Annotated in this window: 17 protein-coding genes and 1 pseudogene; 11 read left to right on the forward strand and 7 right to left on the reverse strand. The window is 65.7% G+C overall.

Annotation, left to right across the window (positions count from 1 at the left end; genetic code table 11):
• From AC1DRE_RS24585 to AC1DRE_RS24615, 7 genes and pseudogenes are all read right to left on the reverse strand, one after another.
• Positions 1-233: pseudogene (locus AC1DRE_RS24585) on the reverse strand (HNH endonuclease signature motif containing protein); the annotation flags it as partial.
• A 681-nt stretch (positions 234-914) separates the two neighbouring features.
• Positions 915-2,045, reverse strand: coding sequence for a Gfo/Idh/MocA family protein (locus AC1DRE_RS24590; RefSeq protein ID WP_476987084.1), 1,131 nt, complete (start codon positions 2,043-2,045; stop codon positions 915-917).
• Positions 2,030-2,728 (reverse strand): ThuA domain-containing protein, encoded by a 699-nt coding sequence (locus AC1DRE_RS24595; RefSeq protein ID WP_476987085.1) that lies wholly within the window; start codon positions 2,726-2,728, stop codon positions 2,030-2,032. Before AC1DRE_RS24595 ends, AC1DRE_RS24590 begins: the two co-directional genes overlap by 16 nt.
• Before the next feature lie 16 nt (positions 2,729-2,744).
• On the reverse strand, positions 2,745-3,962 hold the full coding sequence (locus tag AC1DRE_RS24600) for a Gfo/Idh/MocA family protein (protein ID WP_476987086.1): 1,218 nt from the start codon (positions 3,960-3,962) through the stop codon (positions 2,745-2,747).
• Between the two features lie 22 nt (positions 3,963-3,984).
• Positions 3,985-4,881 carry a carbohydrate ABC transporter permease gene (locus tag AC1DRE_RS24605; protein WP_476987087.1) on the reverse strand — a complete coding sequence of 299 codons (897 nt, stop codon included), beginning with the start codon at positions 4,879-4,881 and terminating at the stop codon, positions 3,985-3,987.
• 2 nt (positions 4,882-4,883) lie between these two features.
• A complete protein-coding gene (locus tag AC1DRE_RS24610; protein ID WP_251042507.1) occupies positions 4,884-5,729 on the reverse strand; it encodes a carbohydrate ABC transporter permease in 846 nt (281 codons plus the stop codon).
• Positions 5,730-5,845: 116 nt separating this feature from the next.
• A complete protein-coding gene (locus AC1DRE_RS24615; RefSeq protein ID WP_476987088.1) occupies positions 5,846-7,171 on the reverse strand; it encodes an extracellular solute-binding protein in 1,326 nt (441 codons plus the stop codon).
• 230 nt (positions 7,172-7,401) lie between these two features.
• On the opposite strand from AC1DRE_RS24615, the gene AC1DRE_RS24620 reads away from it, so the two are divergent.
• The 11 genes from AC1DRE_RS24620 (at position 7,402) to AC1DRE_RS24670 (ending at position 16,005) form a co-directional block, all read left to right on the forward strand.
• Positions 7,402-8,439 (forward strand): LacI family DNA-binding transcriptional regulator, encoded by a 1,038-nt coding sequence (locus AC1DRE_RS24620; RefSeq protein WP_476987089.1) that lies wholly within the window; start codon positions 7,402-7,404, stop codon positions 8,437-8,439.
• Positions 8,440-8,642: 203 nt separating this feature from the next.
• The gene (locus AC1DRE_RS24625; protein ID WP_104173883.1) at positions 8,643-8,945 is read left to right on the forward strand and encodes a DUF4193 domain-containing protein; all 303 of its coding nucleotides are present in this window, start codon (positions 8,643-8,645) and stop codon (positions 8,943-8,945) included.
• Between the two features lie 198 nt (positions 8,946-9,143).
• Complete coding sequence (locus tag AC1DRE_RS24630; RefSeq protein ID WP_104173882.1) at positions 9,144-9,446, forward strand: urease subunit gamma; 303 nt, start codon at positions 9,144-9,146, stop codon at positions 9,444-9,446.
• A 9-nt stretch (positions 9,447-9,455) separates the two neighbouring features.
• Positions 9,456-9,803 carry an urease subunit beta gene (locus AC1DRE_RS24635; protein WP_476987090.1) on the forward strand — a complete coding sequence of 116 codons (348 nt, stop codon included), beginning with the start codon at positions 9,456-9,458 and terminating at the stop codon, positions 9,801-9,803.
• Positions 9,800-11,542 carry an urease subunit alpha gene (ureC, locus tag AC1DRE_RS24640; protein ID WP_476987091.1) on the forward strand — a complete coding sequence of 581 codons (1,743 nt, stop codon included), beginning with the start codon at positions 9,800-9,802 and terminating at the stop codon, positions 11,540-11,542. Before AC1DRE_RS24635 ends, ureC begins: the two co-directional genes overlap by 4 nt.
• 22 nt (positions 11,543-11,564) lie before the next feature.
• Positions 11,565-12,050, forward strand: coding sequence for an urease accessory protein UreE (gene ureE, locus AC1DRE_RS24645; protein WP_476987092.1), 486 nt, complete (start codon positions 11,565-11,567; stop codon positions 12,048-12,050).
• Positions 12,031-12,735: an urease accessory protein UreF gene (locus AC1DRE_RS24650; protein WP_476987093.1), complete on the forward strand. Its 705-nt coding sequence runs from the start codon at positions 12,031-12,033 to the stop codon at positions 12,733-12,735. The genes ureE and AC1DRE_RS24650 overlap by 20 nt, the downstream gene beginning before the upstream one ends.
• Positions 12,736-12,747: 12 nt before the next feature.
• Positions 12,748-13,365: an urease accessory protein UreG gene (gene ureG, locus AC1DRE_RS24655; protein ID WP_476987094.1), complete on the forward strand. Its 618-nt coding sequence runs from the start codon at positions 12,748-12,750 to the stop codon at positions 13,363-13,365.
• Positions 13,366-13,433: 68 nt separating this feature from the next.
• Positions 13,434-14,264 carry an urease accessory protein UreD gene (locus AC1DRE_RS24660; protein WP_476987095.1) on the forward strand — a complete coding sequence of 277 codons (831 nt, stop codon included), beginning with the start codon at positions 13,434-13,436 and terminating at the stop codon, positions 14,262-14,264.
• The gene (locus AC1DRE_RS24665) at positions 14,264-15,361 is read left to right on the forward strand and encodes a HoxN/HupN/NixA family nickel/cobalt transporter (protein WP_476987096.1); all 1,098 of its coding nucleotides are present in this window, start codon (positions 14,264-14,266) and stop codon (positions 15,359-15,361) included. The genes AC1DRE_RS24660 and AC1DRE_RS24665 overlap by 1 nt, the downstream gene beginning before the upstream one ends.
• 59 nt (positions 15,362-15,420) lie before the next feature.
• Positions 15,421-16,005: an HhH-GPD-type base excision DNA repair protein gene (locus AC1DRE_RS24670; protein WP_476987097.1), complete on the forward strand. Its 585-nt coding sequence runs from the start codon at positions 15,421-15,423 to the stop codon at positions 16,003-16,005.
• Positions 16,006-16,007 lie beyond the last annotated feature (2 nt).

Here is a 16,007-nt window from a genome sequence, read left to right on the forward strand (position 1 = left end):
GCCATGGCCGCGGCAGCGTGGGCGTATCCGTCGGCGAAGTGCACTTTCAGCGCAGCCATCATGGCTTCCATACTGCCCGCCGCAGTCATACCGTCCAGGCATGCGTCCGCTTCGTCCTGAAGAGGGTTGGGACTCGAAGCCACATTCCCGGCCCCGCGACGGGCACATGCAGCCAGAGCAACAAGGGAGGCCGCCATGGCCTCCAACGTCTCCGCAACTGCTTTGCCGTCCATACCCACAGCATGACAGCAGGCACTGACAAAAAACGGTAAAACTGGAAGAGGTCTTGAGCCGGCGTGACCCACCAAAAACTGACGTGCCTGGCGGCACTGCCTTTCCGACGAGCTGTCCGCCGGCTCAAGGTCCGTGAGGGGTGTCCAGCGCTGGGCAACAGGCGAGGCGGATGGAACGGGCCTGAAAGCGTAACGGCCTTCTGCCCCGTTACTCGGGACCATGTTGAAATCAGCCCTCTTGGTGGACAGCTTCACCGACGCTCTAAAGACGTCCCCGGTGCATGGCATGTGCACTGGGGCCAGAACTTCGACCCCTGCCCAGCTGGACAACGAAAACTGGGCTTCGGGCGGCCCTTCGCAGATGAAGTGCACTTCGTAGCTGCCCGGAGCTGCTGACATACCCATGCTGGTGGCGGAAATCGCCCGTGGAACCTGCGTGCTGTCCAGCAATTTCGGGTTGTGGCCGCTTCACTGACCGCTCCGCCATGTCTCTCAGCGCTGCGGCGCGGATCAGTATTGGGCTGGATGGTGACGCCAGCTGCACACGCGCAGGGCACCGTTAGCGGCGCCTTGTCGCCTTCGATAATGGAGACCTTAACGCCATGGAGCGAGATCAACCGACAGTAGCAGCGCCGGCGCCGCCGCCTCGCGGATTCGCCCCCACTTCGCCGCCAAGGACAGCTAGGCGCCGAGGTCAGTCAGCGGCACCGCCTCGGGCCGCCCGCACCGGCTGGCAACCTTCACCGCCTGCCCCAGGGCCGCTGATTCCAGCACGGACTCCATCACCTCGAGCACATGGAAGGCCAGTTCCCCGCCGGCCCGCGGCTCCTCGCCGGCCGGAGTCCGGGCGAGGTCGTGCAGTCCGTAGCCTCGGGCGGAATCCACGTAGCCGGCCGAGACGGGCAGCGCCTCCCAGCCCTCGCCGCCCAGCGTGCGGAGCTTGACCTCGCCGTCGAAGTGGTTGGGATCGGGCACGATCAGCGATCCGGTTTCGCCGTGGATCTCCAGGTTGGCGGCCTGCGTGGCCACCGCATCGAAGCTCATCACGAGTGTGGAGAGCGCGCCGGATTCATGCACCAGCACCCCTGTCACATGCGTGTCCGTGCTGACCGGAACGGTCTCGCCGGCGCGCGGCCCGGTGCCGATGGTCCTGGTGCCGCGGGTGTGGCTTGCCGCGCCGATCACGGAGGCCACCGGCCCCAGCAGCGTGACCAGCGCCGAGACGTAGTACGGGCCCATGTCCAGCAGCGGCCCGCCGCCGGGCACGTAGTAGAAGTCCGGGTGCGGATGCCAGCGCTCATGCCCGGGCGTCACCATGGTGGCCGTCGCTGAAATCGGCGCCCCGATCCGGCCGTCGTCGATCGCCTTGCGGGCAGTCTGGATGCCGGTCCCCAGGACCGTGTCCGGCGCGCAGCCGACGACGACGCCCGCCGCCGCTGCGGCCTCGAGCACCTTCCGCGCTTCCTCGGTGGTGGCGGCCAGCGGCTTTTCCCCGTAGACCGCCTTGCCGGCGGCGATGGCACGCATCGCGATGTCCGCGTGGGCTGCCGGGATGGTCAGGTTCAGGACCAGATCCACCTCCGGGTCCGCGAGCAGTTGGTCCACGCCCAGCGCCTGCACGCCTGGTTGCCCGGCCGCCACGGCCTCCGCGCGGGAGGAATCGAGGTCTGCGACGGCAACGAGCCGGACGCTCGCCAGCCGTGGGAACGTGGCCAGGTACGCGGCGATGATGTTGCCGCAGCCAACCACTCCGATCCTCAGCGGTGGCGCGGACGCGGGTTCCTTTGTGGTGTTTCCTAGCGGCTCGCCCACAGCATGCCCCTTTCGATGATGGTGCGGACGTTGTTGTCCTTGAGGATCTCCACGCTGTGCCCGGGGGTGGCCACGAAGATCCGGCCTTCGCCCCACGACCGCGTCCACACCGCGGGTGCGACCACGTCCCGGTGCCACGCGTCCTTGTCCCGGGCGGGCAGCGTGGTGGTGGCCAACACGTCGATGTAGTCGTCGGACAGCACCCAGTACTGTTCCGTGAAGAGGTCGAAATCGCCGATTCCCGCGGTGATCGGGTGTTCGGCCGCGGCGGGCAGCATGTTCACGGTGTACGTCCGGAAGTTGTCCGTGGCGTCCCCGTGCAGCTCGCCGTGGTCCTTGACCGGATGGCAGGCGAACTGCCCGCCGACCAGGTGCAGGTAGTCGGAGTTGTTCCGGTACGAATCGGCGATGCCGCCGTGCCAGCCCGCCATTCCGGTGCCGGTCTCGATCGCGGAGCGGAGCCCCTCGAATTCGGCCTTCTCGATGGTGGTCATGGTGTTGCATTGCACGATCAGGTCCACGCCGGTCATGTACGCGGCGTCCGCGTACACCGCCGTCGACTCCTCCACCCGCACGGTGAAGTCCTCTTCGCGGAGGAACGGAATAAAGAGATCGGTGGCTTCGACAGGCTGGTGGCCGTCCCAGCCGCCCCGCACCACCAAAGCATTTTTTGTAGCAGTCATTGTCTTTTCCTCTTCGTCAGTCCACTGAAGTCCAGCGGGAATCCTTGCCTGCACTGTGTTCCACTGCCGCCAGCACCCGCTGCACCTGGAGAGCATCAGAGAACGACGGCGTGGGCTGGGTCCCGGCCCCGATGGCCGTCACCAGGTCCACCACCTGGTGCGTGAAGCCGTGCTCGTAGCCGAGCCCGTGGCCCACCGGCCACCAGTTGCCGGTGTACGGGTGATGCGCCTCCGTGACGTTGATCCGGCGGAACCCGAGGGATTCACGGTCGGCGCCACTGCCGCCGTCGTAGTAGTTCAGGTAGTTCATGTCCTCGAAGTCGAAGGCGATGGACCCGCGGGAGCCGTTCACTTCCAGGCGCATGGCGTTCTTCCTGCCGAGCGCCACCCGGCTTGCCTCGAAGACGCCGATGGGGCCGCCGTCGAACCGTGCACTGAAGATCACCGCATCGTCCACGGTCACCGGTCCGCGCTCGACGTCGGCACCCGCCGCGCCGTTCCCGCCCAGGCCCACGAAGTCGCCGCCTACGGGACGTTCCTTGGTGAAGGTCTCCATGATGGCCGAAACGCCGGTGATGCTCTGGCCGGTGACGAACTGGGCGGCGTCGATGCTGTGCGCGCCGATGTCGCCGAGGGCCCCGGACCCCGATTTTGCCTTGTCCATCCGCCAGGTCAGCGGGGCGTTCTCGTCCGACAGCCAGTCCTGCAGGTACTGTGCGCGCACCTGGCGGATGGTTCCCAGCTTGCCGTCGCGCACCATGGACCGGGCCAGAGCGAGGGCGGGGGTGCGCCGGTACGAGTACCCGCACATCGCGAAGACACCGCGGGCCGCAGCCTCCGCGGCAACCTCTGCCATCTCCTCGGCCTCCGCAACGCTGTTGGCCAGCGGCTTCTCGCAGAGCACGTGCTTGCCGGCCCGCAGGGCGGCGATGGCGATCTCCGCGTGGGTGTCGCCGGGGGTGCAGATGTCCACGAGGTCGACGTCGTCGCGTTCCACCAGCGCCCGCCAGTCCGTTTCGGTGCCGGCCCAGCCCAGGCGGCGGGCGGCGGCGGCCACCCGGACGCTGTCCCGGCCGGCAAGCACACTCAGCTCGGGGACCAGCGGAAGGTCGAAAAATCTCGGCGCAGTCCGCCAGGCGTGCGAGTGGGCGGCGCCCATAAAGGCGTGGCCCACCATGCCTACGCGGATCGGCGGGACGGGGGTTTCGGGCGTACCGTGTTCGGGCGTACTCATAGGTGTGTTCTCCATTGACGGGCTACTTGCTGAAACCTGCGGTGAGTCCGCTCAGCAGCTGGCGGCGGCCTACGACGTACAGGACGAGGATGGGCAGGGTGGTGAGGACCACGGAGGCCAGCACCGCGGGGATGTTCACGCTGTACTGGCCCTGGAAGGTCCAGAGCGCCAGCGGAAGCACCCGCAATTCCGGGCTCTGGGTGAGGATCAGCGGGAGCAGGAAGCCGTTCCACACACCCAGCCCGTTGTAGATGGCCACGGTGACGATCGCGGGCTTCACCAGCGGCAGCGCGAGCCGCCACATGGTCTGCCACTCGTTGCAGCCGTCCAGGCGCATGGATTCGAACAGCTCGTCCGGCACGTCCCGGATGAAATTGGCCAGGATCAGCACCGTGAGCGGGATGCCGAACGCGATGGACGGCAGGATCAGGGCCAGCAGGCTGTCGTAGAGGTTCAGCCGGATGATCAGCAGGTACACCGGAATGATGGTGGCCTGCAGCGGAATGGCCAGGCCCATGAGGAACAGGCCGTTGACCAGCTTCAGGAAGCGGCCGCGCCCGCGGACAATCGCGAAGGCCGCCATGAAGGAAAACAGCACCGTGGGCAGGACGGCTCCCGCCGTCACCAGCGAGCTGTTGAGGAAGTACCGCGCGAAATCGGCCTCCAGCACCATCCGGTAGTTGTCCAGCGTGGGGTTCGACGGCGGTGCCAGCGGGTTCTCGCTAAAGTATCCCGCCTGGCTCTTGAAACTGGTGATGACGATGTAATAGATGGGGATGATGATGACGGCAAGCCAGATCCAGCCGCCCAGTCCGCCCGGAAGATTCAGTTTCCGGAGCCGGCGGCCGAGGCCCCGGTTGGGTTTCGGCTCCGTGGGGGCAAGGGCCGCCGGCGTTGCGTTGGTGAGGGTGACGCTCATGGTTAGAGTCCTTCCAGCTGGCTGCCGCCGGAGTTCTTGCCGCCCAGCCGTTGCAGCAGCAGGGCCAGGCCGAGTCCCACCGCCACCAGGATGACGGCGATGACGCTGGCGGGGCCCATCAGGTTGGCCCGGAACCCGGTCAGGTACATGTCCAGGGCGAGGATCCTGGTGGAGTTGCCCGGCCCGCCGGCGGTGAGCACGAAGATCAGGTCGAAGTAGGTCAGCGAGCCCACCACCATGAGGGTGGAGGACGTGATGATGGTGTATTTCAGCTGCGGCACCGTGATGTAGAAAAACTGCTTCACCCGGCCCGCGCCGTCGATCTCGGCAGCCTCGTAGAGGGACTTGGGGATCTGCCGGACACCGCCCTGGTAGATCAGGGTGTGGAACGGCACAAACTGCCATGCGATCACGAAGATCACCAGGAACAGCACCAGTTGGGGCTGGCCGAGCCAGTCCTGCGCCAGGAACGGCAGTCCGAGGCCTTCCGCCAGCCCGAAGTTGGGGTCCAGGAGTGCCTTGTAGGCGATGGCGATGGCCGCCGACGAGAGCAGCAGCGGCAGGAAGTAGAGCACGGCCAGTACCGCCCGGTACTTCTGGCTGCCGGCAGTGAAAGTGCCCAGCAGCAGGCTGATCGGTGTCTGCACCAGCCAGGACACCACCATGATCACGAAGGTCAGCCAGACCGCGTTGTACATGACGGGATCGGACAGGACGGCGAGCCAGTTGTCCGCGCCGGCCATGCTGATCGCGCCGATGCCGTCCCAGTTGGTGAAGCTCAGGGCAACGACGCCAAGGAGCGGAAGGACGGCGAAGACCGCGAAGAACAGGAGGGCGGGGAGGACCATCCAGCCCAGCGATCCGCGGTGTGCCCTGCCCTCACCGGCAGAACGGTTCCGGCCTGTAAGTTCCCGGGCTGCACCGTCCGATGCTGGAGGCTTCCGCGCTGTGAGTGGGGCGGCGCTCATTTCCCAAGCGTCGCATTCATGTTCTCGGCAAACTGCGCCGGGGTGATGGACTTCAGGAACAGCTGGTCGATGTTGCTCAGCAGGGCTTCCGCGGCCGTGGGGCTTAGGGCCTGGTCCCAGGACTGCTGCAGGCTGGGGGCGTTCTTGCTCAGCGTGTACACGTAGTTCAGGAAGTCCTTGTCCTCGCTGGCGGTGAGCTTGTCCTCGATGCCCTGCACGATGGGCACGGCGCCGGAGGAAATGTAAGCGGTGATCTCATCTGTGGTGAGCAGGCCGTCCTTGAAGAACTTCTTCGCCGCATCCTTTTCCGCGTCGCTCGCCTTGGCGGAGATCGACAGGTACTGGGCGGGGTTGCCCACAGTGTTCAGGGGATCGCCCTTGCCGCCGCTGACGGCGGGGAATTCGAACCAGCCGAGCTTTCCGTCCTGGACGAACGTGCCGCCGTCGTGCTTCATCCCGCCGTAGGTCCAGGCCCCGTGCAGCATCATGGCCGCCTTGCCGGTAAACAGCAGAGCCTGGTCGGCGTTGCTGTCCGCCGTGATGGAGGAGAATCCCTTGATGAAACCGTTGGCCGTGACCAGCTCCTGGATCTTGGCGCAGGTTTCGAGTACTGCCGGATCGGACCAGGCCTTGGCCTTGCCGTCGAAGATCGCCCGGAAGACTTCCGGTCCGCCGATGCGGTCCAGCAGGTATTCCAGCCACATCATGGACGTCCAGCGCGACTGGCCGCCGAGCGACAAGGGGGCAACTCCCATGTCATTGAAGGTCTTGGTCAGGGCGATGAGATCGTCCCAGGTCTTGGGCGGCTGGGCATTGGCCTTCGCGAAGAGTTCCTTGTTGTAGTAGAAGACGATCGGGGCCACGGTCTGCGTGGGAACGGCGTAGATCTTGCCGTCAACGGTGGCGGCCGCAAAGGAGGACGGGAACAGCTTGGCCTTGACGTCCGGATTCGCATCGAACCAGCCCGTGAGGTCCTCCACCTGTCCGGCCTGCGCGTAGGTCTTCAGCGTTCCGCCGCCCCAGCCGTAGATGATGGTGGGAGCCTGGCCTGCACCGATGGCGGTTTTGATTTTGGTTTTGTAGGCATCGTTCTGGAAGACGGTGGCCACAATCTTGGCATCCGGATTGGCCGCGTTGAAGGCCTCCAGGCTCTTTTTCCGGATGGATTCATTGGGTTCTCCGGTCAGCGACCAGAAGGTGGCCCCGCCGGCGGGCGCCGTGCCCGGGCCGGACGTGCCGCAGGCGGTCACCGTCCAGGCTGCCAGGGGAGTGAGGGCCGCAAGCGCAAGGAATGACCTGCGTGACGAAAGGCGTGGTTCCATTCTGATCTCCATTGAAAAGAGCCGCGGCATTGCGGCGCTGGGTGGGTGCCGGCCCGGCGGGCGGCGAAGGTTTGGGAACTGTTCGAAATATTTCGCAACTAATTCGTTGACTGAGATAGAAGTTAGTGCCGATTGCGACCGTGCGTCAAGGGTTTTCATGCGAATGTTGACGGCGGCGCCTTGGCTGGGGCAGACTTCAGTTGCCGAAATTTTTCGAGAAAGTTGCTGGAATGCCTGCAAAGACACCGAAGGCCAAGCTGAACCTGGCCGACGTCGCGGCGCTTGCCGGAGTGTCCACTCCCACCGTTTCCAAGGTCATCAACGGCCGCGACGACGTGGCGGAGGCCACCCGCGCCCGCGTCCAGAAGGCCCTGGCGAAGCTGGGATATGAGTCGCCGATGCAGCGCAGGGTCAGGTCCACCGGGCCGGCGCTCGTGGACCTGGTCTTTGACGGCCTGAACAGTTCGTACTCCCTGGAAGTGATGTCAGGGATTGTCGGCTGCGCCGCCGAGGAGGGTGTGGAGGTGGTCCTGAGCAGCGTGACTCCGGACAAGCTGCAGAACACGGACCACGAGCGATGGTCCCAGCGGCTTTTCGATGCAGGCCGCAAGGGGCTCATCCTGGTGACATCCGAAGTCACGCCCGGCCAGTTGGAATCCTTCCGGCGCCGGAACATCCCCGTGGTGGTTATCGACCCGCTCAACCCGCCCCGTTCCGGGTTTGTCAGCGTCGGCGCCACCAACTGGGCCGGTGGCAAGGCGGCCGCCGAGCACCTGATCTCCTTGGGGCACCGGAAAATTGCGTTCCTGGGTGGACCTGAGGCCGCCGAATGCAGCGTGGCCCGGCTCCATGGATACCTGGCCGCCCTGCGTGCCGCCGGCATCCCGGCGAATCCGGACTACATCGTGACCGGCCAGTTCCAGCGCCACTTTGGTGTCGCCGGTGCGCGCCGGCTGTTCGCTCTCGCAGACCGGCCCACGGCAATTTTCGCCGGCAACGATGCAATAGCGCTCGGCGTCCTGGACGAGGCCCGCCTGCAGGGCATCCGTGTGCCTGAAGAGCTGAGCCTGGTGGGCTTCGACGGGACGGACATCACCGAACAGTCGGTTCCCCGCCTGACGTCCGTGGCGCAGCCCCTTCAGGAAATGGGACGGACGGCCCTCCGCTCCGTCCTGCGGCTGGCCAACGGGGAAACCCTGGAATCAACACACGTTGAATTGGCCACCGAACTGGTGGTCAGGGACTCGACGGCGGCGCCCGTCGCCTGACCTGCCGCTACCTGAACTTCGGCGTTTGTGCATCCAGCGTCTGTACTAAAGGCGCCTGTACTTAACCTGCGGGAAAGCGCTCTAAACTTGACGGGTCCCCCGCGTATCTCCGACGCAGTCTGTCTTACTGGCAGGGAATAAGGGCGCGATGGTGTATGTTGCATTGCCGTCAGACAAGAACATTAGAAAAGAGAACCCCCTAAGTGGCAACCGATTACGACGAAGTCCGATCCGACGTCAAGGAATCCCAGGACAACTCCCTGGAAGCGCTCCAGTCCGCGAACGCCCCTGATGCACGAAGCGTTGTCCGAGAGCTGGATGAGGCCGACGCACTCGACGATGGCATGGTCCCCGGCGGCGAATTCGTCGCCGAGGAACTGGTGGTCCAGGTCATCCCGCAGGCGCAGGACGAATTCACCTGCTACTCCTGTTTCCTGGTCCGGCACCGGTCCCAGATCGCCCGCGAAAAGAACGGCCACGCCTATTGCGTTGATTGCGAAGGCTAAGCACCGCCACACAGTCTCCCCCCGTCCCTCGAGCCGGGAGACGGACCCAGGAAATCTCACGGAAACCTGACCGGCCTATTGTGGTCACGAACCATAGTCGTAGGTGCTCTGACAGGAGTGCGCCGGCAGGTCTGGCTAAGCCCGATGCTTCGGGTCTATAAACATAGGACCGAGCCGGGCCGTTGAAGGGATTTTCTGATGCATCTGATGCCCCGTGAGCAGGAAAAGCTCATGATCGTGGTCGCCGCGGACCTTGCCCGGCGCCGCCAGGCCCGCGGGCTGAAGCTGAACTTCCCTGAATCCGTGGCGATCATCAGCTACGAACTGATCGAGGGTGCCCGGGACGGCCGCACTGTCGCTGAACTCATGAGCTATGGCACCACCGTGCTGAGCCGCGACGACGTGATGGAAGGCGTGCCCGAAATGATCCACGACGTCCAGATCGAGGCCACGTTCCCGGACGGCACCAAGCTTGTCACCGTCCACGATCCGATCCGATAGGGGCGGGCCATGATTCCAGGTGAGTACGTTCTGGGCTCAGCGCCTGTGGTGGTCAATGCCGGACGCGAGGCAATCGACGTCGTGGTTGTCAACACCGGCGACCGGCCCGTGCAGGTGGGCTCGCACTACCACTTTGCCGAAGCGAACGCTGCCCTTAAATTTGACCGCAAGGCTGCCTACGGCCGCCGGCTGGACATTCCGGCGGGCACCGCCGCCCGGTTCGAACCGGGGGACAGCAAGACCGTCCGGCTGATCGAACTGGCAGGCAGCCGCGAGGTTCACGGCCTCAGCAACGCGGTCAACGGGCCGCTCGACGCCGGCAATCCCCGGCAGGAAGCCAAGGGGGAGGCCACATGAGCTTCGAGCTGACACGCAGGCAGTATGCGGACCTTTACGGCCCGACGACGGGGGACGCCATCCGCCTCGCGGACACCGAACTGTTCCTCGAGATCGAAAAGGACCTCACCGTGTACGGCGAGGAAGTGGTGTTCGGCGGCGGCAAGGTGATCCGTGACGGCATGGGCCAGAACGGCCAGGTCCTTCGGGATGAGGACGTTCCGGACACCGTGATCACCAACGCCGTGATCCTGGACTACACCGGCATCTACAAGGCCGACGTCGCGCTCAGGGACGGCCACATCTTCAAGATCGGCAAGGCGGGCAACCCGCAGATCACCGACGGCGTGGACATCGTCATCGGCGCCAGCACCGAAATCATCGCCGGAGAGCGGAAGATCCTCACGGCCGGCGGCGTGGACACGCACATCCATTTCATCTCCCCGGACCAGGTGCCCACCGCCCTCGCCAGCGGCGTGACCACCATGGTGGGCGGCGGAACCGGGCCGGCCGAAGGCACCAAGGCCACCACCGTCACCCCGGGGAAATGGCACATCCAGCGGATGCTCCAGGCCACCGAAGGGATGCCGATCAATATCGGCCTCTTCGGCAAGGGACACGCCTCCGCCGTCGAACCACTGGCCGAGCAGATCCGGGCCGGTGCCATCGGGCTCAAGGTTCATGAGGACTGGGGATCCACCACCTCCTCGATCGACAACTCACTGAAGGTGGCGGACGAATACGACGTCCAGGTGGCCATCCACACCGACACCCTCAACGAGTGCGGCTTCGTGGAGGACACCATCCGGGCCATCGGCGGCCGGGTCATCCACACCTTCCACACTGAAGGCGCCGGCGGCGGCCACGCCCCGGACATCATCAAGATCGCCGGACTCCCCAACGTCCTGCCTGCCTCCACCAACCCCACGCTGCCGTACACGCGTAACACCATCGAAGAGCACCTGGACATGCTGATGGTGTGCCACCACCTCAACCCGGACATCCCGGAAGACGTGGCGTTCGCCGATTCCCGCATCCGCGCCGAGACCATCGCCGCGGAGGATGTCCTGCAGGACCTGGGAATCTTCGCCATCACTTCCTCCGACTCGCAGGCCATGGGCCGGGTGGGCGAGGTGATCACCCGCACCTGGCAGGTGGCGGACAAGATGAAGAAGCAGCGCGGCGTGCTGAAGGACCCCCGGGGGGAGGGCGCAGCCGGGGCGCACGGTTCGGAAGGCAGCGACAACTTCCGGCTCAAGCGCTACGTGGCGAAGTACACCATCAACGCCGCCATCGCCCAGGGCATGGCCGACTCCATTGGCTCGGTCGAGGAAGGCAAGTTCGCGGACCTGGTGCTCTGGGACCCGGCGTTCTTCGGGGTCAAGCCCGAGCTGGTGCTCAAGGGCGGGCAGATCGCCTACGCCCTGATGGGCGACGCCAACGCATCGATCCCCACCCCGCAGCCGCGCACCATGCGCCCGATGTTCGCTGCCTTCGGCAAGGCGGTGCAGCAGTCCTCCATCACCTTCCTGTCGCAGGCCGCCATCGACGCAGGGGTTCCCGAAGAGCTGGGCCTGCAGAAAGTCATCCGGCCCGTGTCCGGGATCCGTTCGCTGACCAAGGCCGACCTCAAGTACAACGACGCCACCCCGGACATTCAGGTGGACCCTGAAACCTACAAGGTGACCGTGGACGGCGAGGACGTCACCTGCGAACCGGCGGACGTGCTGCCCATGGCACAGCGCTACTTCCTCTTCTAAGTTCCCGACCCCCGGAGCCCATGTGATCATCGAGAAAATCCTCGGCAACCTGCACGACCTCACCGCCGCAGAGACCGGGGCTTTCGCCGGACTGCACCAGGAGAAAGTGGTGCTGCCCAGCGCCCAGCTGGTCAAGCGCATCCAACGAGTCACCACGGACCACGGCAAGGAGCTCGGCATCCGGCTGCCGTCCGGTTCCGGCGACCTCCGTGACGGCGACATCCTGCACATCGCCGACACAAACATGATCGTGGTGTCCGTACTGCCCACCGACGTCCTGGTGGTGGCTCCCCGGACCATCCACGAAATGGGCGTGGTGGCGCACTCGCTCGGCAACCGGCACCTGCAGGCCCAGTTCTTCGACGCCGCCTCCGAATACGGTGCCGAAGTAATGGTGTGCCAGTACGACCACACCGTGGAGGACTACCTCAAACACGTCGGAGTGCCCTACGACCGCCAGGAACGCGTGATGCCCGTCCCCTTCCGCCATGCTGAACATTCGCACTGACGCGCCGTCGGCTTCAGCGAACAGCTACCAGCTCGCCCTGCAGCAGCTGACGGACTCCGCGCTGCCCACCGGGGCGTTTGCGCACTCGCTCGGGTTTGAGACCTATATCGAGCGTGGACTGGTCCAGGATGAGGCGAGCTTCGGGGTGTGGCTTTCTGCTTTTGTGGGGCAGCAGCTTTCCTATTCCGACGGGCTGGCCATCCGGTTTCTGTATGAGGGTGTCCCCGTTGCCGGGCTGGATGCGCTGCTGACGGCACAGCTCCTGCCGCGGCAGCTGCGGGAGGCGAGCATCAAGATGGGGACGCGGCTGCTGGAGATCGGCTCCGAAGTCTTCCCTTCCCCGGAGCTGAAGGCATACCGGGAGCTGGTGGCCACCGGCCGCGCCGACGGCCACCAGCCGCTGGCGTTCGCCGTCGTCGCCCGTTCCCTCGGCGTCCCGCTGACCGAAGCGCTCGCCGCGTACCTTTTTGCCGCCGTCACCTCCCTGACCCAGAACGCCGTCCGCGCTATCCCGCTGGGGCAGAACGCCGGCCAGCGGCTGCTGCGGAAGGCGGCCGACGACGTCGCTGCCGCCGTCGGGCGGATCGCCCGCCTGGCGCCGGACGACTTCGGAGCGGTCAGCCCCGGACTGGAAATTTCGCAGATGCGGCACGAACGTCAACGTGCCCGAATGTTCATGAGCTAGCAGGAGGACAGAATGTCTGAACCCATCAAGATCGGCATCGGCGGACCGGTCGGCGCCGGCAAAACGCAGCTGGTGGAGCGGCTCACCCGGCACATGAGCCGCGAGATCTCCATGGCCGCGATCACGAACGACATCTACACGATCGAGGACGCCAAGATCCTGGCCGCCAACGGTATCCTGCCCGAGGACCGGATTATCGGCGTCGAAACCGGCGGCTGCCCGCACACGGCCATCCGCGAGGACACGTCCATGAACACCGCGGCCATCGAGGAGCTCAAGAAGCGCCACCCGGACCTGCAGGTCATCTTCGTGGAATCCGGTGGCGACAACCTCTCCGCCACATTCAGCCCCGAGCTGGTCGACTTCTCCATCTACATCATCGATGTGGCGCAGGGTGAAAAGATCCCGCGCAAGGCCGGCCAGGGCATGATCAAGTCCGACCTCTTCATCATCAACAAGACCGATCTCGCCCCGCACGTCGGGGCGGACCTCTCAGTCATGGAACGGGACTCCAAGGAGTTCAGGGGCGAGAAACCGTTCTGCTTCACCAACCTCAAAACCGACGAAGGCCTCGACGCCGTGATCGACTGGGTGCGGCGCGATGTCCTGATGCTCGACCTGGCACCGTGAGCACGACGGCGGCCCCCGCGCCTAAGGCGGTCATCGCACCTGCGCCCGCGCCCGCCGTGAAGCCGCCTATGGGGAAGCTTGAGCTGCGCATCGAGCATCGCGGGGCCAGATCAGTGGCCGCGCACCAGTTTCATCAGGGCGCCTTGAGGGTTTTGCGGCCGCACTACCTGGATGAGAGCGGGCAGGTTTGCTACGTCGTTGTGAATCCCGGCGGGGCGTATTTGGGGGCTGATCTTTATGTCATGGATGTGGAGGTTGGGGACGGGGCTTCGTTGGTGCTGACCACACAGTCCGCCACGAAGATCTACCGGACTCCGGGGTCGTTTGCCGAGCAGCGGATGACCCTGCGGCTGGGGGAGCGGGCGCGACTGGAGCTGGCTCCGGACCAGCTGATCGCCTACCGGGAGGCCCGCTACCGGCAGAACACGCACGTCACCGTGCGGCCGTCATCGAGCCTGGTGATCGCTGAAGTTGTCACGTCGGGGTGGTCCCCCGACGGGGCGTCGTTCCGGTACGAGGAACTGCGGCTCCGCACCGAGATCCATGTGGAGGCCCCCGGCGGCACCGAACTGTTGGCCCTGGACAACCTGCTGATCCGGCCGTCCCTCCACGACGTCACCGGGATGGGGTTTATGGAAGGCCGCAGCCACCTGGGCTCGTTGGTGGTGGTGGATCCGCGAGTGGACCAGGCGCTGGCCGACGAGCTCCATGGGCTCACGGCCGGCCGCGACGCCTACACCGGAGTCTCCCTGACCGCATCAATCGGGGGAACAACCGGCCTGGTGCTTCGGGCGCTGTCCGACTCCACGGAGGAACTCAACCGGCTGCTGGGCGCCTGTACCGCCCGGCTGCGTGAACGCTGGCACGGGCAGGCGCCCCTGAACCTGAGGAAGTACTGATGACCACGCTGACCCAGTTCGCCGCGATGTACAGGGAACGTGAGCAGCTGCCGCTCCGGACCCGGATGCTCTTCGCTTTCGGTGCGGTGGCCGCACTGCACGTTGCCGCCGTCGTACTCCTCCTGGCCGGAAGTCTGGGGCCCGGAAGCCTTGGGGCCGGAAGCCTTGGGGCCGGAACAGCGGCGGCGGGACAGCCGCTGGCCCTGGGCCTGGTGCTCACCGCCTACCTGGCCGGCATCAAACACAGCTACGACTGGGACCACATCGCCGCCATCGACAACTCGACGCGGAAGTTCGTGGCGCAGCGGAAGGATCCCGTGAGCGTCGGGTTCGCGTTCAGCCTGGGGCACAGTTCCGTGGTGATCCTGGCCGGGGTCCTGGTGGTGGGCGGCGCAGCCATGGTGGGCCAGTTCATGGAGGACGGGACCACCGGAAACCTGGTGCTGGGCCTGATCGGCAGCGGCGTCTCCGGGCTGTTCCTGCTGGCCATGGGCCTGTTCAACGGCTCGGCGTTCCTGCGGGCCGCGCAGGCGTACCGGAAGGTGCAGGGCGGCGGCGAAGTGCAGGACGGGGACCTTGAAGCGAAGGGGTTCGTGGCGCGCCTGCTGGCCAAGCCGCTGTCCCGGGTCCAGCGGCCGCGGAACATCTACGTGATCGGTTTTCTGTTCGGGCTGGGTTTCGATACGGCCACCACCATCGGGCTCCTGGTGATGACGACGGCGGCGTCCCTCGCCGGAGTTTCCCCGCTGGCCCTCCTGGCGCTGCCGCTGGCATTCACGGCCGCCATGACGCTCTGCGACACCACCAACGGCGTCGCCATGATGCGCATGTACAGATCGGCCATCCACAATCCGCAACGCAAGCTTGGCTTTAACACCCTGATCACCGGCATCTCGGCTGTGTCCGCCCTGTTCATTTCGGCCATCACCCTGGGCGGATTCTTCAACACCGCCTTTGGTTTGGAGGATCCCCTCACCACCTGGCTCGGCGCTATAGACCTGGGCGATGCCGGGCTGCTGCTCGTGGCTGTGCTGTTGGCCGTGTGGGGTATCGTCGCCCTGCGCGGGCGGATCAAGGGCCGGTCGCAAGCCGCCTAGCGTCAACGCAGCCGCCAACCCCCATGACGCGCGCCGGAGCGGGTGGCAGGATAGGACGCATGGAACTGCACATCACAGGGGACCCCGCCGCCGACAGACTACTCAGCGACGACGCGTTTGCGCTGCTCACAGGCATGCTGCTGGACCAGCAGGTGACTATGGAGTCAGCGTTTGCCGGTCCCGAGAAGATCCGGACGCGCATTGGATCCATGGACCCCGCGGAGATCGCCGGGTACGACCCGCAGGGCTTCGTCGAGATGTTCAAGGAACGCCCGGCCGTGCACCGCTTCCCGGGATCCATGGCCGGACGTGTCCAGGCCCTTGCCGAAACCGTGCACAGTGATTGGAGCGGGGACGCCACGGCCATTTGGACGCATGGCAACCCCGACGGCCCGGAGGTGCTGCGCCGGCTCAAGGCCCTGCCGGGATTCGGCGAGCAAAAGGCGAAGATCTTCCTGGCCCTGCTGGGGAAGCAGTGCGGCCTCCAGGCCGAAGGCTGGCGCGAGGCTGCCGGCCACTACGGCCAGGAGGACGCTTTCCTGTCCGTCGCCGACATCGTGGATCCGGAATCACTGGCCAAGGTGCGCGCCAGCAAGCAGGCCGCGAAGGCCGCTGCCAAGGCGGCGAAGACCACCGGGGACTGACA

This window comes from Arthrobacter sp. P4_H3, assembly GCF_056400885.1.